Origin of the sequence: Lachnobacterium bovis, assembly GCF_900111325.1 — a bacterium.
Classification (GTDB): Bacteria; Bacillota; Clostridia; order Lachnospirales; family Lachnospiraceae; genus Roseburia; species Roseburia bovis_A.
This window is the reverse complement of the sequence record NZ_FOGW01000012.1, coordinates 59,440-84,906: the sequence shown is the minus strand read 5'-3', so window position 1 is coordinate 84,906 and position 25,467 is coordinate 59,440. Positions and strand designations below refer to the sequence as shown.

The following is a 25,467-nucleotide window of genomic DNA, read 5'->3' as shown; positions in this document are numbered from 1 at the left end:
TGTTTTATAAAAGATAGTTATGCTATAATGGACAGGAGAGTAATAAATATAGCAGTAGTACTGACAGACGAGGAGTGAAAGACGTGATTAAGAAGGAAATGATAGCAATGCTTCTAGCTGGGGGACAGGGAAGCAGACTAGGAGTACTTACAGCAGATGTCGCTAAACCAGCGGTGGCATTTGGAGGAAAATATCGAATAATCGATTTTCCATTGAGTAACTGTATCAATTCAGGAATTGACACAGTAGGTGTTTTAACACAGTATCAACCACTTAGATTAAATTCTCATATTGGAATTGGAATTCCATGGGACTTAGATCGTAATAATGGCGGTGTAAGCGTATTACCACCTTATGAGAAGAGTGATAATAGTGAGTGGTATTCTGGTACAGCAAATGCAATTTTTCAGAATATGAAGTATATGGAAAGTTATAATCCTGATTATGTTTTGATCTTATCAGGAGATCATATTTATAAGATGGATTATGAAGTAATGCTCGATTTCCACAAAGAGAACAACGCAGATGTAACAATCGCTACAATGCCAGTTCCACTTGAGGAGGCTAGCAGATTCGGAATCGTAATCGCAGATGAAGACAAAAAGATTATGGAATTCGAAGAAAAGCCAGAGCATCCAAGAAGTAACTTAGCATCTATGGGTATTTATATTTTCTCATGGCCAGTGTTAAGAGATGCTTTATATACAATGAAAGATCAAAGCAATTGTGATTTTGGTAAACATATTATTCCATATTGTTTCGAACATGGAAAGAATTTGTTTGCTTATGAGTACAACGGATATTGGAAAGACGTTGGAACTCTAGGTTCATATTGGGAAGCTAACATGGAACTTATTGATTTGATTCCAGAGTTTAACCTTTATGAAGAATATTGGAAGATCTATACAAACAGCGATAACATCGAACCACAGTATATTTCACCAGAAGCGCATGTCGAAAAGAGTATTATCGGCGAGGGGTCAGAAATTTATGGTGAAGTAGTCAACTCAGTAATAGGTGCCGGGGTATACATTGGAAAGGGAACTGTTGTTAGAGATTCTATTATAATGAAAGATACCAAAATAGGCGATAACGTCACCGTAGAAAAATCTATCATAGCTGAAGCCTGTGATATTGGAGACAATGCAGTGCTAGGATTTGGAGATGAAGTACCAAGCAAGTATAATGCTAAGATTTATGCATTTGGTTTGGTTACAATTGGTGAAGCATCTGTTATTCCAGAGGGAGTACGAATTGGAAAGAATACAGCAATTGTAGGTGAAACTACAGCAGATGATTACCAAGATGGAGTTTTAGCAGGCGGAGAAGCAATTATTAAGGCAGGTGACAGTAAATGAAGACAATAGGTATTATTTTGGCAGGTGGAAACAACAAAAGAATGGGAGAACTTACAGTAAATAGAGCAACTTCTGCAATGCCAGTAGGTGGTAACTACAGAAGTATCGATTTCGCTTTAAGTAACATGAGCAATTCTCACATTCAAACAGTTGCTGTATTAACACAGTACAATGCACGTTCATTAAATGAACATTTAAGCTCATCAAAATGGTGGGATTTTGGTAGAAAACAAGGTGGAATGTATTTATTTACACCTACTATCACTACAGAAAATAGAGATTGGTATAGAGGAACAGCAGACGCTATGTACCAAAATATCGATTTCTTAAAAAAGAGACATGAACCATATGTAATTATTGCTAATGGTGATTGTGTCTATAAGATGGATTACAATAAATTACTAGATTATCATATTGAGAAAAAGGCTGATATTACAGTGGTATGTAAAGATATGCCAATGGATTATGATGTAAGAAGATTTGGTGTAGTAAAAATGAACGAAGAATCAAGAATCGTTGATTTTGAAGAAAAACCGCTAGTAACTCAGTCAAAGACAGTATCTACTGGTATTTACGTAGTAAGAAGAAGACAATTAATCGAGATGCTTGAAAGAGCACAAGAAGAGAATCGTTATGATTTTGTAACAGATATTTTAATCCGTTATAAAAATGTTAAAAAGATTTATGGTTATAAGTTCACAGATTACTGGAGTAATATTGCATCGGTAGATGATTACTATAGAACAAATATGGACTTCTTAAAGAGGGATGTACGTCAGTACTTCTTCCGTGATGAACCTAAGATTTATTCTAAAGTTGACGATTTACCACCAGCTAAGTACAACACTGGATCAGAGGTAAGCAATAGCCTTATCGCAAGTGGATGTATCGTTAACAGTAAAGTTGAAAATTCAATTTTATTTAAAAAAGTTTTCATCGGAAAGAATTGTGTTATAAAGAATTCTATCATTTTAAACGATGCATATATAGGAGACAACACTCATGTAGAAAATTGTATTGTGGAAAGCAGGGGAACATTGAAACCAAATACATATTATTGCGGTGAAAATGAGATTAAAGTTGTTTCTGAACAAAATGAGCGTTATATGCTCTAAACAACAATGACAAAAGAGCCATAAAAAGGCAAATGACGAGGAGGCAAGAGCCATGGAAATTACAGATATTCGTATCCGTAAGGTCGAAAAAGAAGGAAAGATGAAAGCGGTTGTATCAATTACAATCGAAGACGAGTTTGTAGTACATGATATTAAAGTAATCGAAGGGGAAAAGGGATTATTTATTGCTATGCCTAGCCGTAAAGCAGCAGATGGTGAGTATAGAGATATTGCACATCCTATTAACTCTCGTACAAGAGAAGGATTACAAAACATGATACTTACAAAATATCAAGAATTAATTGAAGCAAACGAATAGTAATTTTGTAATTAAGTGAGGGTGTCATACAATTGTATGGCATCCTTTTTGCATAGTAAAAACAAACATACTTTTGACAAATAAAAATTATTTTGTTATTCTAAAGACAACTAAAGTTAGATAATATCTTAGAAAAAGAGGAAATAAATATGTTTTTAATAGTAGGTTTAGGTAACCCAGGAAAAAAATACGAAAAGACTAGACATAATATTGGATTTGATGCGGTAGATTATATTGCAGAAAAATATCACATCAGTGTTTCAGATAATAAACATAAAGCAATTTGTGGTAAAGGTGTAATTAATGGACAAAAAGTAATATTAGCTAAACCACAGACATTTATGAATTTAAGTGGAGAAAGTGTAAGAGAAATAGTTAATTTTTATAAAATTGATCCAGAAGATGAAATGGTAGTTTTATTTGATGATATAAGTTTAGCTCCAGGAAATATTAGAATAAGAAAAAAAGGTAGTGCAGGTGGGCATAATGGAATTAAAGATATTATTGCTCAAACAGGAACAAGTAATTTTAAAAGAGTAAAAATAGGTGTTGGTGAAAAACCAGCAGGTTGGGATTTAGCAGATCACGTATTAGGACATTTTGATAATGCAGATAGAAAATTAGTAGAGGAAGCATTAGAAGATGTGTGTGAAGCTACAAGTCTTATTGTAATGGATGATATCGATAAAGCGATGAATGATTTCAATCAGAAAAAACAGAGGTAAAAAGTGAAAACATTTTTAGAAGGTATAAAACAATTTGACGCAAATAAGGAAATATCTGATATATATAAGAATAAATCAGGTGTTATAACTATAACGGGGTGTTTAGATGCTGGAAAACCACATTTAGCATATGCACTTGATAATGATAAAAAATATAAAATCATTGTATTAAGTGAAGAACAAAAGGCAAAAGAGTTCTATGAAAACTATAAGTTTTTTGATGAAGATGTAGTGTATTATCCGGCAAAAGATATACTATTTTATCAGTCAGATATTAGAGGTAATTTGCTTACAGAAGAACGAATAAATGCATTGAAAACCATTCGCAATTGCGAAAAATGTACACTTGTAACAACATATGATGCATTAATGAATACAGTTGCATCTAAAAAAATGATGATTGATACTGTAATAAAATTACATCCAGAAGATGAAATCTCGATAGATGAGTTGGTAAAGGAATTAGTCCAGCTTGGCTATGAAAAAAATTATCAAGTTGATGCAAAGGGACAGTTTGCACTTAGAGGCGGAATCTTAGACATTTACCCATTAACAGAATCAAATCCTATAAGAATCGAAATGTGGGGAGATGAAATAGATACAATTCGATCATTTGATATTCAATCACAACGTTCGATAGAAGTCTTAGAAGAAGCGGAGATTTTTCCAGCAACTGAGATTGTTTTAAATAAAGAAGAATTAGAACGTGGAATTAAAAAAATTAAAAAAGATGCTTCTCTTCAAATAGAAAAATTGAGAAAACAAATGAAAACAGAAGAGGCATTTAGGTTAAAATCTCATATAGATGAAGCAATCGAAGAATGGGAGAATCAAATTAATCTAAATGGGATAGAAACATATTTGTCATATTTTTGCGAAGAAAAAACATCGTTATTAGATTATTTTGAAAAAGAAGATACAGTCATATTTTTTGATGAATTACATAGATGTATCGAAAGAGGAAAATTAACAGAGCAAGAATTTAGCCTAAGTATGGAAAATCGATTGGCAAAGGGTTATATTTTGCCAAAACAAATTGAAGAATTATTTCCATATAAGCAGGTTAATGCGAAATTGAATAAGTATAAAATTATTGCATTAGCAATGCTAGACAATAAGACTTATGGGTTTGATTTTGTAGATGAGTACAATGTGAACATTAAAAGTATAAGTTCATATAATAATAGTTTTGAACTTTTAATGAAAGAATTAATCAAATTCAAAGAAAAAAAATATAAAATTGTTCTATTATCACCATCAAGGACGAGAGCTAAAAGGTTAGCTAATGATTTAAGAGATAATGATATTGATTGTTTTTATTCAGAAGATAAAAACAAAGAACTTCAAAATGGCGAGTTGATGGTTACAAATGGTTCGCTTCATAGTGGATTTGAGTATAGTGATTTCAAATTTGTAATTATCACAGAGACAGATATTTTTGGCAAAAAAACTAAGAAAAAGAAGAAGAAAAGCAACTATGAAGGTGAAAATATACAAAGTTTTTCTGACTTACATATAGGTGATTATGTTGTTCATGAAAATCATGGATTAGGTATATATCGTGGAATTGAAAAAATAGAAGTAGATCAAAAGGTAAAGGATTATATCAAAATTGAATATGCAGGAAATTCTAATTTATACATTTTAGCAACTCAATTAGAAATAATCCAAAAATATGCAGGCAAAGATGCAAGAAAGCCTAAGCTAAATAAATTAGGTAGTCAGGAATGGAATAAAACTAAATCGAGAGTAAAAAAATCAGTAAAAATAATTGCAGAAGATTTAGTAAGATTATATGCTAAAAGAAGTAAAGAATCCGGATATGCCTATGGAGAAGACACTATTTGGCAAAAGGAGTTTGAGGAACTATTTCTATATGAAGAAACAACGGACCAAGAGCTTGCGATAGAAGAAACTAAAAAAGATATGGAAAGTACTAAAATAATGGACCGTTTGATTTGTGGTGATGTTGGATATGGAAAAACAGAAATAGCAATTAGGGCGGCTTTTAAAGCGGTTCAAGAGGGTAAGCAGGTTGCTTATTTAGTGCCAACAACAATACTTGCACAGCAGCATTATAATAATTTTGTACAAAGAATGAAGGAATTTCCAATAAATATAGCCTCATTAAGCCGTTTTAGATCTAAAAAAGAACAAGATAAAACAATAGAAGGACTTAAATCAGGATTAGTTGATATAGTGATTGGAACTCATAGAATACTCTCTAAAGATGTTCAGTTTAAGGATTTAGGTTTGCTTATAATTGACGAAGAACAGCGATTTGGAGTGGCTCATAAAGAAAAAATAAAACAGATGAAAGAAAATGTTGATGTTTTGACATTAACAGCTACTCCAATTCCAAGAACGTTACATATGAGTTTAATAGGAATACGTGATATGAGTGTTTTAGAAGAACCACCTGTGGATAGAATTCCTATTCAAACTTATGTTACAGAATATGACGAAGAAATGGTAAGAGAAGCCATAAATCGAGAATTGGCTAGAGGTGGACAAGTTTACTATGTTTACAATCAAGTTAAAGATATCGATGAGGTCGCAGATAGATTGCAGCAGCTTTTACCAGATGCGAATGTTGCTTTTGCACATGGAAAAATGAAAGTAACAGAACTTGAAAATATAATGTATGATTTCATAAATGGAGACATAGATGTCCTTGTTTCAACGACAATAATTGAAACAGGTTTAGACATTGCAAATGTTAATACCATGATAATAGAGGCTGCAGAAAATCTTGGATTATCTCAGCTATATCAGCTCAGAGGTAGAGTCGGTAGAAGCAATAGAACATCGTACGCATTTTTAATGTACAAAAAAAATAAAATGCTTAAAGAAGTAGCAGAAAAAAGATTAGCTGCGATGAAAGAATATTCTGATTTGGGTAGCGGATTTAAAATTGCAATGCGAGACTTAGAAATTAGAGGTGCAGGAAATCTTTTAGGAGAACAGCAAAGTGGCCATATGGAAGCAATAGGATACGATTTATATTGCAAATTGTTAAATGAAGCTGTAAAAGAGGCTAAAGGTGAAAAAGTAGAAGAAAGCTTTGAAACTTCAATTGATATTGAAGAAAACGCATTTATACCAGATACATATATTGCTAATGAATTTCAAAAATTAGAAATATATAAAAGAATTGCTAGTACTATTTCTGAGGAGGAAGCTGACGAAATTCTAGAAGAATTAATCGATAGATTTGGTGAACCACCTGTAGTAGTTCAGAATTTATTGAAAATTGCAAGATTGAAAATTTTAGCGCATAAATTGTATATAGTAGAAATAGTTCAACGTGCAAATATAATTAAACTAAAAATGCATGAAAAAGCTAAAATAAATCCTGCAAATATACCACAGGTTATACAGATGTACCAAAACAAAATGCGTTTTGTGAAAGATCCTAAGGCAGTCTACTTTGAGTATGTTTTACCTAAACCCCAAAATACAATCGCTATGATGAGAAGAAGACCTAATGCAATAGCGAAAAATTTACCCAAAAAACAATCGAATGACACTATAAGTACATTAGAAAAGCTTCTAAACGATATGGTGAAAATATTGATAGAATAATCAAAAAGCACTATAATTAAAGAATAAGAGACATAAAAATCCAAGAAGGGATAAGTTTACTAGGAGGAAAAATGAAGACAAAGAAAGTTTATACATTTTTAATGGCGGGAGTTATTGGAATGTCTGCGCTAACAGGATGTGGAATTAATAAAGATGAGGTTGTAGCCACATATAAAGGTGGTAAAGCTAAATTAGGTGAGGCCAATTTTATAGCAAGATACAATCAATTAACAAAAGGTAGTTTATATAAGCAGCAGGCAGCAGGTGACATTTGGAACATGGATTTAACAGGCAATGGAACTACTATGGCGGATAGTGAAATTGAAAGAAGCTTAGAAGAATATCATGAGATGTTGACAATGCAAGCTCACCAAAAGGAAAAAGGCGTAGAATTAACTAAAGATGAAAAAGCTAAAATAGCAGAAGCATCAAAGAAATTTATTAAGGATAATAAAAAAGATGCCTTAGAAGAAATGACAGCGACTGAAAGTGTTGTGAATGAGTATTTAACACTTTGTACAATCAAAGAAAAAATGTATAACGAAATAGTTAAAGATGCAGATGATAAAGTTTCTGATGCAGATGCAAATATGAGTTCATATACAGCAATAAAGATTGATACTCTTCAAAAGTATGACCCACAAACAGGACAGAAGTCAATATACACAGATGCTGAACGTAATAAAATAAATGAAACAGCTCAAAAAATTTCTGATGAAATTTCAAATGGAGCTGATATGAAGACTACTGCAGAAAAATATGGTTATACTACAACAGAAAGTTCATATGCTAAAGATGATGAAAATTTAGATGCTGCTGTAAAAAAGGAATTGAATTCTTTAAACGAGGGCCAGGTATCAAAACTTATTAAAACTCAAGCGGCTTCTTATATTGTCAGGTTAGATAAAAAAGTTGATGAAAAAGCAACAGCAACACATAGAACTCAAATTATACAGACAAGAAAACAACAATTATATTCTAAAATCCTAAAAAAATGGCAGAAAAAAGATAATTGGAAAGTAAAAAAATCTGCTATGAAGAAGATATCATTTAAAAATGATCTTTCAAAAAAACAAACTAAAAAAAATTAAATTTTAGTTGCATTGTAAATTAATAAGTTGTAAAATGATTAAGATATTATAAAATGTTAAGCATCTAGGCTATTGTCTAGATGCTTTTTTAGGAGAAATTATGAAAAAAGGAAACAATATAATTTTAATAGGGATGCCTGGCGCTGGGAAAAGCACAATTGGTGTTATATTAGCAAAGGTAAAGGGATATAATTTTGTTGATACAGATTTAGTAATTCAAGAAAAAGAAGGAAGACTTTTACATGATATAATTGCATCTGAGGGTACAGATGGTTTCATTAAAATAGAAGAAGAGGTAAATGCTTCTATAGTTTGCGATAAAACAGTTATTGCACCAGGTGGTAGTGTTATTTATGGACCAAAAGCAATGGAGCATTTTAAAGAAATTGGAACTATTGTGTATCTGAAAATTTCGCTCAAGGTGTTAAAAAAGAGACTTGGAGATCTTGAAAGAAGAGGTGTGGTATTAAAAGACGGTCAGACATTAACAGATTTATACAATGAAAGAGTGCCATTGTTTGAAAAATATGCTGATATTACTGTTGATGAAGAAGACTGCAATGTTGAAGAAACAGTTAAGTGTATACTTAATGTTTTAAAACAAAGATAAATATTGCTAAAAAAAATATAAAAAATATATAAATATTAGCAATATTTAAAGTTGACAAAAAATGAGTTTACAAACTATAATAGATTGTTAGGAAATAGAAAATAAACTCAAGCTGATGAGTATTAAATACTGAGGTGTGAGATGGAACAATACGTGATAAAGGGCGGCCATACTTTACATGGCGAAGTAGAGATAGGTGGGGCAAAGAATGCTGCGCTTGCTATTTTAGCAGCAGCCACAATGACAGATGAAACAGTAGTAATTGAAAATTTACCAAATGTTAGAGATATCAATGTTTTATTACAGGCAATTGAAGAATTAGGCGCTAAAGTGGAAAGAAAGGGTCCACATAAGGTTGCTATTAATAGTTCATCAATTAGAAGCTATTGTGTTGATAATGAATTTATTAGAAAAATTAGAGCATCATATTATTTAATTGGAGCTTTACTTGGTAAGTATAAGCATGCAGAAGTTGCTCTTCCAGGTGGATGTGACATCGGAAGTCGTCCAATTGATTTACATATTAAAGGATTTAGAGCAATGGGCGTAAATGTTGAGATTGCACATGGACTTGTCGTTGCTCAAACAGAGAAGCTTAACGGAACACATATCTATTTAGATAAAGTATCTGTTGGTGCGACAATCAATATTATGATGGCAGCTTCAATGGCAGAAGGAAAGACCGTAATCGAGAATGCAGCAAAAGAGCCACATGTTGTAGATGTTGCAAACTTCTTAAATAGCATGGGAGCTAATATTAGAGGCGCTGGTACAGATGTTATTCGTATAGTTGGTGTACCAAAATTACATGCGACAGAGTATGCGGTTATTCCAGATCAGATTGAAGCAGGAACATTTATGTGTGCTGCAGCAGCTACAGGTGGAGATGTTGTGGTTAAAAATGTAATCCCAAAACATTTAGAGGCAACAAGTGCAAAATTAATCGAAGCAGGATGTATAATTGAAGAATTTGATGAAGCAGTACGTGTTATTGCTCCTAAAAAGTTATCGCATACACAAGTAACAACTTTACCATATCCAGGCTTCCCTACAGACATGCAGCCACAGATGGCAGTAGTTTTAGGAATGGCTTCTGGTATTAGTACTGTTACAGAAAGCATTTTTGAAAATCGTTTTAAATATGTTGACGAGTTAACAAGAATGGGGGCTGACATTAAAGTTGAAGGTAATGTAGCAATAATCAATGGTATTGATAAATATACAGGTGCAAGAGTTAATGCTCCGGATTTAAGAGCAGGTGCAGCACTTGTTATTGCAGGTTTAGCAGGTGAAGGAATTACTGTAGTTGACGATATTCATTTTGTAGAACGTGGATATGAAGCGTTAGAAGAAAAATTACGTGGATTAGGTGCTGTAGTAGATAAAGTTTCTTCTGAAAAAGATTTACAAAAGTTTATTTTAAAAGTATCTTAATAAACAAATTGTGATAATCTATTGCTTTATTTTTGTTATTGACAGTAATAATGAGTTGTGGTATAATCATGTAAATTTAATATGAGAATTTCTCTTATTCAGAGTGATGGAGATACAAAGGATCTGTGAAGTCACGGCAACCCCGTTCTTGACATACGGCAAGTATATATAAGACAGGAAGGTGCCAACCTGAGCGAAATAATTCGAACAATAAGAGGATTGGTTAGTAGTTAATTAGTCCGCTTGATTGTCAAGCGGATTTTTTTTATGGATTTATAGAAAGGAACAAAAGATGGAAAAATTATTATTTACATCAGAATCAGTAACAGAAGGACACCCAGATAAAGTTTGTGATGCAATTTCAGATGCAATTTTAGATGAATGTATGAGACAAGATCCAATGAGTCGTGTGGCTTGTGAAGCAGTAAGTTGTACAGGATTTGTTTTAGTAACAGGTGAGATTTCTACAAAAGCACAATTAGATGTTCCTGCAATCGTTAGAGAAACTGTTAACGAGATTGGATATAATGATGCTAAGACAGGATTTGACGGAAATACATGTGCGGTTATGGTTGCGTTAGATCAACAATCACCAGATATTGCAATGGGTGTAGATAAATCATTAGAGGCAAGAGAAGGAACACATAAAGATGATTTAGATACAGGTGCTGGTGATCAGGGAATGATGTTTGGATATGCTACAAATGAAACACCAGAGTTAATGCCTTATCCAATTTCATTAGCACATAAATTATCACGTAGACTTACAGAAGTTAGAAAGAATGGTACATTAAAATACTTAAGACCAGATGGTAAAACTCAAGTCTCAGTAGAATATGATGAAGACGGTAAGCCAAAGAGACTTGAAACAGTTGTATTATCTACACAGCATGACGAGGAAGTTACACAAGAACAGATCCATGCAGATATTAAGAAATATGTATTTGATGAAGTTCTACCAAAAGAATTAATTGATGATAAAACAAAATTCTATATTAATCCAACAGGACGTTTCGTAATTGGTGGACCACATGGTGATGCAGGTCTTACAGGACGTAAGATTATCGTTGATACATATGGTGGAATGGCTCGTCATGGTGGTGGAGCATTCTCAGGAAAAGACTGTACAAAAGTAGATAGATCAGCTGCTTATGCAGCACGTTATGTTGCTAAGAATATCGTAGCAGCAGGTCTTGCAGATAAATGTGAAATTCAATTATCATATGCTATTGGTGTTGCAGAACCAACATCTATAAATATAGATACATTTGGAACAGGTAAATTATCAAGTGAAAGATTAGTTGAGATTGTTAGAGAACTCTTTGATTTACGTCCAGCTGGAATTATCAAAATGTTAGATTTACGTAGACCAATATATAAAGGTACTGCAGCATATGGACATTTTGGTAGAACTGATTTAGATTTACCATGGGAAGCAACAGATAAAGTTGACGAATTAAAAAAATATTTATAAAAAATAGATAATAGTAACTAAAGACAGCCGTGGAATTTCCACGGTTGTTTTTTTATTAAAAGAAGATAAAATGTAAAAAAATGGAAACCAAAATCCCACATAAAATTTAACTATAATGACAAAATGGCTTGAAATTAAAAAAAAAGGTGATATAATACTAAAAGTCAAAGAAAGGAGACTTGAATATGAAGAAAATATCAGAAAAAAACACAAAGAATATAGTTGGTGGAAAAAGCATAGGAAAAGGTTGGCATTGGTTTTGTGGTGTTAATAGATACTCTAGTAAGGCGTTTGGAAGCGAAGCAGACGCAAGTTATTGGGGAGGAGTACATTATGGAAGATACCGAGGAAAACATAAGACATCAGTTTTTTGTGTTAAATAATAATTAAAAGAGCAATAATATGATAGACCAGGAAAGTATTTTCTGGTCAAATTTATGTTATATATAAGGAGATAAAATGTTAAAAAGAAACAGAAAAATATGTATCGGTCTTAGTTTGATTATGATGCTATGTACTACCGGAATTACTGGATGTGGAAAATCAAAAAAAGAAGATGATATAGCTAAAGTATATGAAAATCAAGTTGCGCTTCCAAATGAAGTTTCAAGTGTAGCCGCATTTACAACAGATAAAAATAGTATTTATATTTTGGGAACAGATACAGATAAAAAATATGTTGGAACATATAAAACATCTGATTTTGGAAAGAAATGGGAAAAACTTGATAAGAATAGTCCAGAGGTGAATTCTAGAATTGATCAAGCGGTATTAAAAACAAATGGTGATAGTTATATTTTGACAGATAATGAGTCACAAAACAACACAGAAGAAAATTCTAAAGAGCCAGATAATTATGTTTTAAATAAAATTGTGGATGGAAAAGAGCAGTCAGTTAATAACGAAGGTATAGATCAATTAGAAATAGTTGGAGATGATGTCTTTTTTGTGAAAAAAGGAACTGTTTATTCTGAAAACGGTGAAAAAATGTTTAGTACACATGGTCAGTTTTCAGGAAAAATTGATTCATTAACTAAGGCAAACGGCCTGTATTATCTTGAACAAGAAGGAAGCGTCAAAGCTTTTGAACAGAAAACTTATAAAGAAGTGAAAAATGATAAATTAATAAAGAAATTAAATAAAGTATCAGAAGATGGAACCATGAATGTAACAATGTCTTCTGATGATAAAGATAGAATAAAAATGTTAACACAGAATAATGTTTATACATTTACAAATGGAAAACTTAAAAGCAAAAAGAAACTTGTTAATGCAACAATTAATTCTAGAACAACAATTTTAATGGATAGTCAATATTTTGAAAATGGGATATTAGTTCAAACATCGAATGATATAACAAATAAGCTTGTGTATATTTCTGATAAAAAAATAAAGAGAAAAAATAATATAAAAATATATTCGTTATATCAGAATATTTATATAAACAATATTGTAAGGGAATATGCATCTAAACATCCAGAAACAAATGTGGAATTAGAAGTGGGGATTCCTGAAAATGATGAAAATACAACATCATCAGATGCTATAAAAAAAGTAAATACAGAGCTCTTATCTGGTAATGGACCAGATATTATTATAGTGGATGGATTATCAACTAAAAAAATGAAAAAAAGTGGAGTATTAGAAGATATAACTGAATTAAGAAATAAGATTGAATCTAAGTATAATGTTTTTAATAATATATTGGAAGAGGATTCAAAGACAGCTTATGAAATTCCGACTCATTTTAGTTTTTCAGTTCAAGCTGGAACTAAGAAATTCACAAATGCAGATTCTATAAGAAAAATATATAACGATTTTGATGAAATGGGTAAGAAATCAAAACCAGCATATATTACAGAGACATATTGTGAAATAATGAAGCAGATATATAAAAATTATCTTTCAACTAATATAGAAAACGGGAAGTTAAATGAAAGCGAAATACGTGATTATTTCAAATTGGCAAATAAACTTATAAATATAAAAAAGAAAACAGGTGCTGAAGATGAAGAGTTGTCTTTTGATATGCTTTCTATGAAGGGTATGATTTATCAAGAATCGGGCTGTTATAGTGTAAATAAAGGAAAAGCACAGGCAAGCATTGAAGCGATAGTTGCAAATGGTGGACTTGTAGAATTAGCAAAATTAGATCAAAACTCAAATCTAACTTATAAGGTTATTAAAGAGAATAAGTATACGCCATTGTATCGTATGGCAATTAATAAAAAAAGTAAAAAAAAGAAAATTGCAGAGGATTTTATAATAGAGTCCATTAATAAATCAAATCAAGAAAGCGACAAATTGGAAGGCATTCCAGTAAATTTAGATGCTTTAGATAGTTTTTATTCATCATCTACATATATCTTCGAAGGAACTGACCAGTTACCATGTTTAAATGCTGAACAACAAATGAAGTATACTGAATTTATGAAGGGTTTAAGAAAACCGATAATTGTTGATTCTTCGTGCGAAGATATTGTATACGAACAGGTAAACTTATTAAATAAGGGCAAAGTAACTATAGATGATGCAACTAAGAATGTAATACAGAAGGTTAAGTTATATCAGAAGGAAAACTAAGTTATGTTTTTTGGAGTGAGACAACATGATGAAAAGGATTGTGGAGTCGCAGCTTTTGCCTCAATATGTAAATATTGGGGCATAAGAGATAGACTTTCCAATTTTAGAAAAAGTTTTCAGGTGACAACAAGTGGCGTAAGTATTTATGATATTTGTAGAGTCGCTAAAAAATATGGATTTGAAACTGAACCATTAGAAGGTAGTTTCGAAGAATTGTTAGAGGAAGAAATATGTGGCCCTTTTATTGCACATGGAATTTCAGAAAACAATTTTTGCCATTTTATTGTAGTGAGGAAAATAACAAGAAAAAAGGTGTTTGTAATTTCTACGGTACTAGCTATAATTATTATGGTTTTGCAATATGTAGTAGCATTTGCATACCAAGATATAATGGATTCATACATTTATGATAGAAAAACTGATATGTTTTTTATAACATTAATCGGGCTTGGAATTATGTATGTTATTATGAGTTTGTGTAAAATGCTCAGAGACAGAGTTTCGGCGAATATGGCAAAAAAAATTGGTGTTAATCTTCAGAATAAATTTATAACAAAAATTATGAGTGCGCCAATTAAAATGTTGGATAATTATAGAACAGGAGAAATATTGTCTAGATTTGAAGAAATAGAAAGTATTTCAAATTTGATTTTTTACGAAATCTTTAACATTATAATAGAATTTGTTGTGATGATTATAAGTATTTTTATACTATATAAGATTAGTATAACTTTACTTTGTTTAATTCTTATTCATTTGTTGTTGATATTCTAGATAATGTGATTGCAATTGCTATGTTGGCAATTGGTATGAACAGTATTATTAACGGAGAATTAACTGTTGGAACACTTTTATTATTTATTTCTGTAGAAGGTTATTTTGTTGAACCAGTGGTTTCTTTTGTTAGAATTCAACTAAGTTTACAGGATTCAGTCGTTTCATTTGCAAGATTAGATGATATATTAAATATTGAAAATGAAGAAGAAGAGTGGAATCATACAAAAGAAATTAGATTTAAAGATGGAGATATAGAGTTTAAAAACCTTTGTTTTGAATATAACAATAAAATAGTTTTTGAGAATAAAACCTTTTTTATTAAGCAAGGAATTACTACCGCAATAGTTGGAAAGAGTGGTTGTGGGAAGACAACACTAGCAAAATTATTGGTGGGTTTTTATAAATGTAATCAAGGTGATATTAAGGTATGTGGGACATCGATATATGAAATGAATTTAAGAGAAATTCGTAATCATATATATTATATATCACAAAATTCAAGATTGTTGTATGGAACTATAAAGGATAACATAACTCTTGAAAATGATATAGATAAAAAAATATATAATAATGTGTGTAGTATGTGCCAGATTGATGAAATTGTTGAGTCTTTAGATGATGGAGATAATACAATGCTAGGGGAAAACGGCGCACAATTATCAGGAGGACAAAGACAAAAAATAATTTTAGCAAGAGGATTGTTAAAAAATCCTGATATTTTGATAATTGATGAGGGAACTAGTAATATAGATGAGGTAAGTAGCAAAAGTATTATTAAATTCATAAAAGAATATCGTAAAAATAAAACAACAATTTTTATTTTACATAACAAAGAACTTTCAAATATGTGTGACAGTATAATTAAGCTAGATGGAGTAAGAAATGAAAAATAAGAAAAGCAAAATTTCAAAAGCATGGTTTTTCTTAATACCAAGTTTTATAGGAGTGTGTATTTTTTACATATATCCATTGCTTGATGTTGTAAGAAGATCATTTGTTAATTGTGAAGGCTCTGAATTTGTGGGTATAAATAATTATATAGAAGTATTTAATAATGAAGCATTTAAACTTGCAGCTGTAAATACAATAAGATTTATTTTTTTAGGTGTGCCAATTATTTTGATGCTTTCTTTATGGATTGCGGTAAAAATAGTAGATAACGTATGGCTAGAAAAACAATTAAAACAGGTATTGTTACTACCAATGACAATACCTGTAGTATCATTAATTATTGTTTGGAGGTTCCTTTTTGATAGTAAGGGATTTGTTAATGGTTTCTTACATATTTTTGGCATTTCAGGAGTACAATGGTTAACTACGGACGCTTCATTTTATGTATTAATTTTAAGCTTTATATGGAAAAATTTAGGTTACTGTACAATTATATGGTTGGTTGGACTTTTGGCAGTTCCGGAGGAAATATATGAAGCAGCAGATATTGATGGAGCAGGACGTTATGCTAAATTTTGGTATATAACTTTGCCAAATATTATCCCAACAATTGTACTTCAAATAATCCTAGGAGTGATTAATACATTTAAAATTTATAGGGAAGCATATTTAATTGCAGGCGATTATCCTGCAGATGGAATATATATGTTGCAACATTTATTTAACAATTGGTTCAGAGAATTGGAGATAAATAAGATGGCAACAGCGGCAACTATTAATTTAATAGTTATTACACTTCTTGCATTATTTGTAAAGAAATTAGGAGCAGTTAATTATGAAAAATAAAAAATTGAATATAATGGTTAACTGTATAATGTTAATTCTAATGTTGTTTTGCATGATGCCAATAATATTACTTTTTGTAGGCGCATGTATGACAGATACAACGTTACTACATTGTTTAGGACCATTAGGAGAAGAAAAAAACTCTTATACAAGTTGGATTATTTTTCCAATAGAAATTTCATTTAAAGCATATATAAAAGTACTTTTTGATAGCCCGGAGTATTTTGTGGCTTTTTGGAATTCAATGAAAGTAGCAATAAGTGTTACAGTTGGACAAGTTGTGGTTGGTATGCCGGCAGCTTGGGCATTGGCTAAATATAAATTTAAAGGTAAGAAAATAGTTGAATTTTTATATTTGATAATAATGTTTTTACCATTTCAGACAGTAATGTTGCCACAGTATATAATGTTGGAAAAATTAGGATTACTAGATACTTTAATCGGTATTATAGTGATTGGTATTTTTCAATCGTTTCCAGTTTTTTTGATGCTAGGCTCATTCAAGAATATTCCAGACAGTTTAGTTGAAGCGGCTGAAATTGATGGTGCAAATGATTTTACAATATTTACTAAAATAGCTGTTCCACTTGCAACACCTGGAATTATTTCATCAATGATTTTAAATTTTCTTGAATATTGGAATATAGTTGAACAACCAATGATTTTTTTAAAAACAAAAAGTTTATGGACGTTATCATTATTTTTGCCAAAGATAGATTTGTCAAATGCAAGATACGCATTTGGAGCATCAGTAATAATGATCATTCCGTGTATAGCACTCTTTAGAGAGTTCTCGGAAGAATTGGAAAATGGAGTTGCTTCGCTAGGAGAAAGTAAATAAGTAAAACAGAGTAATTAACATAAGTTAGCAAGACAGAGGAAGAAATTATGATAGGAGAAAAGATTACTAAAAAAAGAAAGAAACTTTTTTTGACAGTATTAGTAGTAATAGCATTATGTACCTATGCATCAAGACAGATAAGTTCATTGTGCACACCTTTAGTAGAAACAATTACAGCTAATGAAGGCTCTTTAGATAATGATTTTGAAGAACAAGGTAATGTAAAATCGGAGTCAGATATTGCTTTATATAGTATAGAAAATTTAAGAGTTTCTAAAGTGAAGTGTAAGGTTGGGCAGACAGTTTGTAAAGGGGAGTCATTAATTGAATTTGATCAAAAAACAATAAGTGAACTCCAAAAGAAAGCTCAAAATGAGTACAATGCAGCAAAAGCAAGCCTAGATGTGAGTAAGGCAACCAATAGTATGAAGTCATCTCAGGCAAAGACAGATTATGATAATGCTGTGAATTCTAATAATCAGAAAATTGCTCAGGCAAAACAAAATTTAATGGATTCTCAAAATCAATTAAATAATTACAAACCATCTACAGATGATGATGCAAAATCAATTGCAGAAACAAAGAAAAGTTTGCAGGATGATATTAAACAAAAGCAACAAGAGTATAATGATGTAATCAATAACGCAAAAATCGAAATTGATAATGCAAAAAAAGCAGTAGATGAAGCTGCACTTCCACAGCAAGATGAAGGAACACAAAAAAGTGATTTGGAAGAAAAACAAGATGCGCTTAATAAAATAAATGAAGTTGTTTCAAATGGAGGAATGATAAAGGCTCCTGAAGATGGAATTATTACAGAAGTTTCCATAAAAAATGGTAATATGACAACAGCTGAAGCTTTTATCCATATGGCTAGTAAAAATGAGGCAAAGCAAATAGAGGTCACTTTAAATGAACAAGAGTACAATCTTTTAAATTTAAAAGGCAAAATAAAAATTTATAATTCGAAAGAAAAAAGAATCAAGGCAGAATTGATTTCAGTTGGACCAAAGACAACTAATAGTAGTGATAATGTTGGTAGTGCAGATAGTTCTGGAGCTAGTGGTCAGCTAAGTGATATGCCATCAGATGCAGGAATACCAGAAGGAAGTGGTGTAACAAGTTATGTGGCAATTTTAGAGACTACAAGCGATGACGTAAAGATTTCAGATACTGTTAGAGCAAAAATTGAAGCGGCATCAAAAAGTTATCAGTACGTATTAGACAGATCAGCTTTACGACAAGATAATGGAGAGTTTTGTGTTTATGTTTTAGAAGAGAAGGATACTATTCTAGGATCATCTTATATTGTAAAGAAGGTAAATGTTAAAGTATTAGACAAGAATGCGAATAAAGTAGCTGTTTCAGGCGATTTAGACTACGTTACACCAATAGTTACAACAGCAACTAAGGCCATAAGTGAGGGAGATAAAGTTGATAAAAAGTAAAATGAAATACATTAGAAGTATTCATATTTTGATAGCGTTTATAATTGCTGTAATGCTTTTTATGGAAGCATCTGCAATAAATCAAAGAAACAATATAGGAAATGTCAAGAATAGAATTGATTACTCATATGAGGATATGCCTTTATCTCCGGAACAGGTCAGTAATAATTTAAAGTCATTGAAAAAAACTGAATTACCCAAATATACTTTTTGGGGAGATTCGGGTTATAAATCAGTTAAAGTAGAAGGAATAGAGACAACTAATAATCAAAAAGTTATTTACTTTTGTGGTAATAGTAAAAATATAGTTAATTCTGATGTGGAATTGTATAAAGATGATAATAATTGTTGCATTTTAGGAAAAAAGACAGCTTTTGATCTTTTAGGAACTTTTAATGCAAAAGGAATAAAACTCCAAATCAATGGAGTAGAGTATATTGTTTCTGATGTAGCAAAAGATGTTGATGAGGGAATTTTTGCAGAAGTAAATGAGAAATCAAAGGAAGCAAAAGAGCAGGTTTTAAAATATGGTACGGCATATAAACCATATGCTATATCCGTAGAAGAAGGAACTCAGGCAGATATGATTTCATTTTCTATGGAAAAAGAAAGATATATGTATGAAAGATTGTATTTTTATGCAGATAGTTTAATAAAAATGGTTGTATTATTACAGATGTTATTATTAATACTTTTCATATGTAAATATAAAAAGATTCAGATTATCAGATTGTGTAAGTGGTTGAATCATAAGGGATATAAACTAATTCAAAAGACACCTATTAGAGAATGGGATGTATTTGATAAAACTCCTGATTTTAATGGGTGGTATATAAAAATAGTTACAGTTTTAATAGTTATAGTATGCTTGATTACGTTTAGAAGCATCATTATTCCAAGAGATTTTTTGCCAACGCAATGGTCTGATTTTGTGTTTTTTAAAGAATTAGCGTGGCAAGAAATAGTAACCTGGAAACATTTTGAATTAATAAGTAAATTAGATAACCAATATCAAATAATAGAAGCATTTAAATCGTGCATGTATGATTTAAAGTATGTGTTTATTATGATGTTTGTGTTAGTTGGAACTAAGATCATCACTCGTTGATGGTCTTTTTTAATATAAAAACAAATGTTAGCTCTTATGCAAAGAAGCATGGTAGATCTATGAAAAGATGATTTTATAATTGAATAAATAAATTTAATAAAAAATTAATTTTTATTTTATAATGTTAAAGCGTTACGTAAAAAATACGATAAATATACTATAAGAAATTCCTTATTATGAGAGGAAGGAAAGATATGAAAGTGAGGAAGAAACTTACCGTAGCATTTTTACTAATGGTTATTGTGCCAATTACGTTAGTGTTTGTTGTTACGAGCATATATACGTATGTGCAGATTAAAGATTTAAGCGAAAAATTTGAAATGGATAAAGCTCCTGATGTATACGATACGATTACGTATTTTGAAAAATACATGACAAAAGATTATGAGTTTGCAAAAAAAAATATCAATGAGAATGTTGATAAAATAGGAAAAAAGGAATATTTGAATCAAGTAAATGCTAAATTAAGAAAAGACAATTCCTTCCTAGTGATAAAAAAAAGAAGTAAGATAGTATATGTTGGAAAAAAAGATGTAGATAATGTTTTAGATATAGTTTCGAAAAATGATGTGGATAATAGTGCAGTGTATCTTGCCACCTTGATAAGAGGAGAAAAAAAGTATCTAATTAGGCAGATAATAAAAGAGAAATTTGATGAAGGAATAATTTCAGTATATGTTGTTACAGAACTTAATGCATCGGTGCCGCAAAGAGCAGATATGATGATGACAACGTTTATAAGTATGTTGTTTATTTTTATAGTGACAGCAATTCTTGTGACTTCATGGATATATGTTAGTTTTGTATATCCAATAGAAAAAACACGTGAAGTTGCGGAGAGTATAAAAGATGGTAATTTAGATTATGAAGCAAAATATTTTAAAGAGAAAGATGATGAAATAGCTAAATTAAATGATGCATTAGATCAGATTAGAAAAAAATTAAAAGCAAATGCACAAGATAAAGTAAATGATGAAAAAGAGAATAGGGCACTTATTAGTAACATTGCACATGATTTAAAGACTCCAATTACTGCGGTAAAAGGCTATGCAGAAGGTATTATAGATGGAGTCGCTAATTCACCTGAAAAAGTGGAAAAATATATAAAAACCATTTATAACAAAGCAAATGACATGGACGCTTTGATAAATGAACTTACATTATATTCGAAGATAGATAATAATAGAATTCCATATAATTTTGCTAAATTAAATGTAAAGGAATATTACAATGATTGCATTGAAGAAATAAGTTTAGACCTTGAAAATAGAGGGATGGGATTAGCATATTACAACTATGCAGATGATGATGCTGTAATTGTGGCTGATCCAGAACAATTGAATAGAGTAATTAACAATATTGTGGGAAATTCGGTTAAATATATGGATAAAGCAAGTGGTTTTTTGAATATTAGAGTAAAAGATGTTGGCGACTTTATACAAACAGAAATAGAAGACAACGGTAAAGGAATTGCGCAAAAAGATTTGCCATACGTTTTTGATAGATTTTATAGGGCAGATGCTTCAAGAAATTCAGCTACAGGAGGAAGTGGAATAGGACTTTCGATTGTAAAAAAAATAGTAGAAGATCATGGTGGTCGAATATGGGTTATTAGTAAAGAAGGCTATGGTACCACCATGTACTTTATAATTCGAAAATATCAGGAGGTGCAAGATGAATAAGATTTTAATCGTGGAAGATGAAGCAACGATTGCTGATTTAGAAAGAGATTATTTAGAATTAAGTGGCTTTGATGTAGAAATTGAAAATGATGGAACTAACGGTCTTGCAAGAGCATTAGCAGAAGACTATGATTTATTTATATTAGATCTTATGTTGCCAGGAATCGATGGGTTTGAAATGTGCAAGGAGATAAGAAATCAAAAGAATACACCAATCATTATGGTTTCGGCAAAAAAAGATGATATTGATAAAATAAGAGGTTTAGGGTTAGGTGCTGATGATTATATAACTAAACCATTTTCACCAAGTGAGTTAGTTGCAAGAGTTAAAGCTCATCTAGCAAGATATCAAAGATTAATAGGAAGTACACCACAATTTGGAAATGATACTATTGAAATTCGTGGAATTAGGATTGATAAAACAGCTAGAAGAGTATGGGTAAATAACGAAGAAAGACAATTTACGACCAAAGAGTTTGATTTGTTAGCTTTTTTGGCAAGCAATCCTAATCATGTTTTTACCAAAGAGGAGTTGTTTAAAGAAATTTGGGACATGGAGTCAGTAGGTGATATTGCAACAGTAACAGTACATATTAAAAAAATTAGAGAAAAAGTAGAATTAAATACAGCAAAACCACAGTATATAGAAACAATTTGGGGAGTTGGCTATCGATTTAGAATGTAATTTGTATTATAATAATAGTAAGATGTATAGTTATAATTAGTATAATAAAAATTATGATATAAAGTAATAAAAAGTAATGCTAGAAAAGAATAGGAGGCTTAACATGGAATTAAATATAATACATGAAGATGAAGACATAATTGTTTGTTATAAACCAGCAGGAGTAGCTACACAAACTGCAAAATTAGGACAACAGGACATGGACAGCCTTCTGAGGAATTATTTAGCAAGTAAAAATGAAGATACCTACATTGGGATAATTAATAGATTAGATCAACCAGTGGAAGGATTAATGCTTTTTGCAAAAAATAAAGCAGCAGCAGCGAATTTGTCTGAACAGATGAAAACTCACGGAATAGGCAAGCATTATTATGCAGTAACTGATGGGATTCCAGAGAGTGTAATGGGAACATTAACAGATTATCTGCTTACAGATAAAAGAACTAATACGACTACTGTTGTTGGTAAAGAAAGAAAAAATGCCAAAAAAGCAGTTTTGGCTTACAACGTGATTTATACAAGAGGGAATCACGCAATGATAGATGTTTCGTTAAAAACCGGAAGACAGCATCAAATAAGAGTTCAGATGGCACATATGGGGTGTCCACTATTAGGTGATCAAAAATACGGAAATGGAAAAGTTCAGGGAATTAGAACACCAGGGCTTTGTTCATATAGGGTGACTTTTGAACATCCAAGAACAAAAGAAAAGATGCATTTTGAAATAAAACCTCAAAATAAGATCTTTAAGGAATTTGTAGAACAAATATAGAGTTACTTTAAATAGGGTGTAATTCAAAAAATTGCACTCTATTATTTTGGGGTAAAATAATGTCGTAAAAAAATAATTAGAGATGAACCTAGGCATCTCTATATAAAAAGAGGTAAACATGTTAGTTATAAAAAATGTAACAAAAAAATATAAAAATAATTTCGAATTAATAATCCCCAAATTAGAGTTAGAATCGAATCGCATTTATGCACTATTGGGTAAAAATGGAGCAGGAAAATCAACAACTATAAAAGTGATGTTAGGAATTGAAAAAAAAGATAGTGGATCAATAAAAATGGGAGAAGAAGATTTATTTGAGAACAGAAATAAAATTGGCTATGTTCCAGATGAACCTATGCTAATAGAAAAACTAACTGGTAGAGAACAATTGCAGTATGTCAGTTACATATACGATATCGATGATAATGATATAAGTGCGGGATGCGACGGAAATAACAAGACATCAGAATATATAAAAATGTTTGAACTTGAAGATAGGATGGATAAAAGAATAGAGGAATATTCTAAAGGAATGAAACAAAAGATTTCTATAATGTCATCTATGATACATAATCCAGATATTTTAATTTTAGATGAACCTTTTACAGGTTTAGATCCAGTTAGCATAATTAATATGAAAGAATGGATGAGAAAATTTGTTAAAAAAGAAAATAAAATGATAATATTTTCATCACATGATTTAGATGTCGTTAATGATATTTGTACGGATGCTATTTTCTTAAAAAAAGGCAAAATAGTTGCAATAGAAGAAAATAATGAAAAAAGGACATTTACAGAAATGTTTAAAGACTATTTGATGGAGAATTAGTAGAGGTAAAGTAGTGAGAAGAATTTTAAAAGCTAATTGGTTATTAAATACAAGTGAAATAAGAAGGCAAAAGTACGCAATTGAAACAGTAGGCGTATTGTTGGTGTTTCTTATACTAATAGCAGAAATTTTAAGGAATCTTTTAAGAAGATATATCAATATAAATATGAGTAATATGTATCTTATTTATATGATTGTTTTTTTGTCAGAGGTAGTACTTTTCCCGATGCAAATTTTTAAAAAGGTATTATTTAGAAAAGATGAAATAATGCTTTATATGGCAGGAATAGAAAAGAAAAGCATATATTCGTATTACTTTTTGAAGAATATAATAATTACGAATATAGTAATTTTTATAATAAGTAGACTATTTTTAGAGACAATAATTATTGAATGGGATACATATAATACTCTGATATTGTGCATAATTTCGAGCGTAGGATTTGTAGAAATGTTTTTATTAGAAATGTTTTTAAAAAAAATTTTGAAAAGGAATATTTATAAAGAAATAGCAATATTAGTTTCTATAGAAGAGGTTATTTCTTCTGTTTTATTCTATAGTTATCTAAATGCTGTAGATTATAAATTGTTTCGTATGCAAATGACTAGTTCGAAAATAGATTTTTTGATTATAAGTTTAGAAATAGTATATTTTGTGAAAATAGTTATAGATATACGAAAAACCAATCAAGTGTCACATTATAAAAAAGATTTTTTATTGATAAAAAGAGATTTTGATTCAGTAAAATACATTGTAGCATCAGTTTTGCTTTATATGATTCCAATTATTTTAAGTAAAAAAAATCCATGTTTTTTTAATTTAATAGTTGTAGTAATCATTTTTATTATAAATATAATAACAGTTTTAGGATTAAGCAATTTCAAACTAGAGAGCAAGTATTATATGATATATGTGTTAGCAAAGTTTGATGAAAAAAAGTATTTGCAAGAAAAGAAAAAATTCTTTTTCAAAGTTTGTATGTTAGCAACGATGTGCCTAGATACCACTTTAATGATTACTCAAAATTTAAACACTAAGGAAGTGCTTATTTTGTATGCAATATCGTTCTTGTTTTGTAAATTAAATGCAATATTAATAGCAAAATTAGAGCATAAGATATTTATATATTATAATAATAATCAAGAAAAATTCAAAAAATGGAAGGAAATTATTTATGAAAAATAATAAAATGAAACAAAGATTGTTAGGATTTTTAAGATTTTTAGCAGTAGGTGCTGTTTATTTTACACTTAAACGTGTATTACATTTATTTTAGAAAAGGAGTATAGGCAA

The 25,467-nt window shown here is 30.5% G+C and carries 22 protein-coding genes and 1 riboswitch; all 22 genes read left to right on the top strand.

Annotated elements, in window-relative coordinates; genetic code table 11:
- Nucleotides 1-83 precede the first annotated feature (83 nt).
- Nucleotides 84-1,358: a glucose-1-phosphate adenylyltransferase gene (locus tag BMY79_RS06575; protein ID WP_027430024.1), complete on the top strand. Its 1,275-nt coding sequence runs from the start codon at nt 84-86 to the stop codon at nt 1,356-1,358.
- Nucleotides 1,355-2,473, top strand: coding sequence for a glucose-1-phosphate adenylyltransferase subunit GlgD (gene glgD, locus BMY79_RS06570; RefSeq protein WP_022749478.1), 1,119 nt, complete (start codon nt 1,355-1,357; stop codon nt 2,471-2,473). The genes BMY79_RS06575 and glgD overlap by 4 nt, the downstream gene beginning before the upstream one ends.
- Nucleotides 2,474-2,525: 52 nt before the next feature.
- The gene (spoVG, locus tag BMY79_RS06565) at nt 2,526-2,792 is read left to right on the top strand and encodes a septation regulator SpoVG (protein WP_022749476.1); all 267 of its coding nucleotides are present in this window, start codon (nt 2,526-2,528) and stop codon (nt 2,790-2,792) included.
- Nucleotides 2,793-2,941: 149 nt separating this feature from the next.
- Complete coding sequence (gene pth, locus BMY79_RS06560; protein ID WP_022749475.1) at nt 2,942-3,517, top strand: aminoacyl-tRNA hydrolase; 576 nt, start codon at nt 2,942-2,944, stop codon at nt 3,515-3,517.
- Nucleotides 3,518-3,520: 3 nt separating this feature from the next.
- Nucleotides 3,521-7,102 carry a transcription-repair coupling factor gene (gene mfd / locus BMY79_RS06555; protein WP_074730639.1) on the top strand — a complete coding sequence of 1,194 codons (3,582 nt, stop codon included), beginning with the start codon at nt 3,521-3,523 and terminating at the stop codon, nt 7,100-7,102.
- Between the two features lie 71 nt (nt 7,103-7,173).
- Entirely contained in the window at nt 7,174-8,193 is a 1,020-nt protein-coding gene (locus BMY79_RS06550; RefSeq protein ID WP_074730638.1) for a peptidyl-prolyl cis-trans isomerase, read from the top strand.
- A 100-nt stretch (nt 8,194-8,293) separates the two neighbouring features.
- On the top strand, nt 8,294-8,803 hold the full coding sequence (locus BMY79_RS06545; protein ID WP_022749471.1) for a shikimate kinase: 510 nt from the start codon (nt 8,294-8,296) through the stop codon (nt 8,801-8,803).
- A 141-nt stretch (nt 8,804-8,944) separates the two neighbouring features.
- Nucleotides 8,945-10,237 (top strand): UDP-N-acetylglucosamine 1-carboxyvinyltransferase, encoded by a 1,293-nt coding sequence (locus tag BMY79_RS06540; protein ID WP_022749470.1) that lies wholly within the window; start codon nt 8,945-8,947, stop codon nt 10,235-10,237.
- A 91-nt stretch (nt 10,238-10,328) separates the two neighbouring features.
- A riboswitch (SAM riboswitch) is annotated at nt 10,329-10,454 on the top strand.
- A 75-nt stretch (nt 10,455-10,529) separates the two neighbouring features.
- Nucleotides 10,530-11,711: a methionine adenosyltransferase gene (gene metK / locus BMY79_RS06535; protein WP_074730637.1), complete on the top strand. Its 1,182-nt coding sequence runs from the start codon at nt 10,530-10,532 to the stop codon at nt 11,709-11,711.
- Between the two features lie 185 nt (nt 11,712-11,896).
- A complete protein-coding gene (locus tag BMY79_RS06530) occupies nt 11,897-12,094 on the top strand; it encodes a hypothetical protein (protein ID WP_027421706.1) in 198 nt (65 codons plus the stop codon).
- A 76-nt stretch (nt 12,095-12,170) separates the two neighbouring features.
- Complete coding sequence (locus tag BMY79_RS06525) at nt 12,171-14,294, top strand: extracellular solute-binding protein (RefSeq protein ID WP_074730636.1); 2,124 nt, start codon at nt 12,171-12,173, stop codon at nt 14,292-14,294.
- 3 nt (nt 14,295-14,297) lie between these two features.
- Nucleotides 14,298-15,068 carry a cysteine peptidase family C39 domain-containing protein gene (locus BMY79_RS06520; protein WP_074730635.1) on the top strand — a complete coding sequence of 257 codons (771 nt, stop codon included), beginning with the start codon at nt 14,298-14,300 and terminating at the stop codon, nt 15,066-15,068.
- The gene (locus BMY79_RS06515; RefSeq protein WP_074730634.1) at nt 15,032-15,964 is read left to right on the top strand and encodes an ATP-binding cassette domain-containing protein; all 933 of its coding nucleotides are present in this window, start codon (nt 15,032-15,034) and stop codon (nt 15,962-15,964) included. Before BMY79_RS06520 ends, BMY79_RS06515 begins: the two co-directional genes overlap by 37 nt.
- Nucleotides 15,954-16,808, top strand: a complete 855-nt coding sequence (locus tag BMY79_RS06510) for a carbohydrate ABC transporter permease (RefSeq protein WP_022749463.1) — start codon at nt 15,954-15,956, stop codon at nt 16,806-16,808. Before BMY79_RS06515 ends, BMY79_RS06510 begins: the two co-directional genes overlap by 11 nt.
- On the top strand, nt 16,798-17,649 hold the full coding sequence (locus BMY79_RS06505) for a carbohydrate ABC transporter permease (protein WP_027421704.1): 852 nt from the start codon (nt 16,798-16,800) through the stop codon (nt 17,647-17,649). The genes BMY79_RS06510 and BMY79_RS06505 overlap by 11 nt, the downstream gene beginning before the upstream one ends.
- Nucleotides 17,650-17,696: 47 nt before the next feature.
- Nucleotides 17,697-19,097, top strand: coding sequence for an efflux RND transporter periplasmic adaptor subunit (locus BMY79_RS06500; RefSeq protein ID WP_022749461.1), 1,401 nt, complete (start codon nt 17,697-17,699; stop codon nt 19,095-19,097).
- Nucleotides 19,084-20,205, top strand: a complete 1,122-nt coding sequence (locus BMY79_RS06495) for a hypothetical protein (protein ID WP_074730633.1) — start codon at nt 19,084-19,086, stop codon at nt 20,203-20,205. The genes BMY79_RS06500 and BMY79_RS06495 overlap by 14 nt, the downstream gene beginning before the upstream one ends.
- Nucleotides 20,206-20,399: 194 nt before the next feature.
- On the top strand, nt 20,400-21,887 hold the full coding sequence (locus BMY79_RS06490; protein WP_022749458.1) for a sensor histidine kinase: 1,488 nt from the start codon (nt 20,400-20,402) through the stop codon (nt 21,885-21,887).
- Nucleotides 21,880-22,572 (top strand): response regulator transcription factor, encoded by a 693-nt coding sequence (locus tag BMY79_RS06485; protein ID WP_022749456.1) that lies wholly within the window; start codon nt 21,880-21,882, stop codon nt 22,570-22,572. Before BMY79_RS06490 ends, BMY79_RS06485 begins: the two co-directional genes overlap by 8 nt.
- A 103-nt stretch (nt 22,573-22,675) precedes the next feature.
- Nucleotides 22,676-23,344 (top strand): RluA family pseudouridine synthase, encoded by a 669-nt coding sequence (locus BMY79_RS06480; RefSeq protein ID WP_027421701.1) that lies wholly within the window; start codon nt 22,676-22,678, stop codon nt 23,342-23,344.
- 118 nt (nt 23,345-23,462) lie between these two features.
- Nucleotides 23,463-24,173, top strand: coding sequence for an ABC transporter ATP-binding protein (locus tag BMY79_RS06475; protein WP_074730632.1), 711 nt, complete (start codon nt 23,463-23,465; stop codon nt 24,171-24,173).
- A gap of 13 nt (nt 24,174-24,186) precedes the next feature.
- Nucleotides 24,187-25,359, top strand: a complete 1,173-nt coding sequence (locus BMY79_RS06470) for a hypothetical protein (protein WP_074730631.1) — start codon at nt 24,187-24,189, stop codon at nt 25,357-25,359.
- The last annotated feature ends 108 nt before the right edge of the window (nt 25,360-25,467 follow it).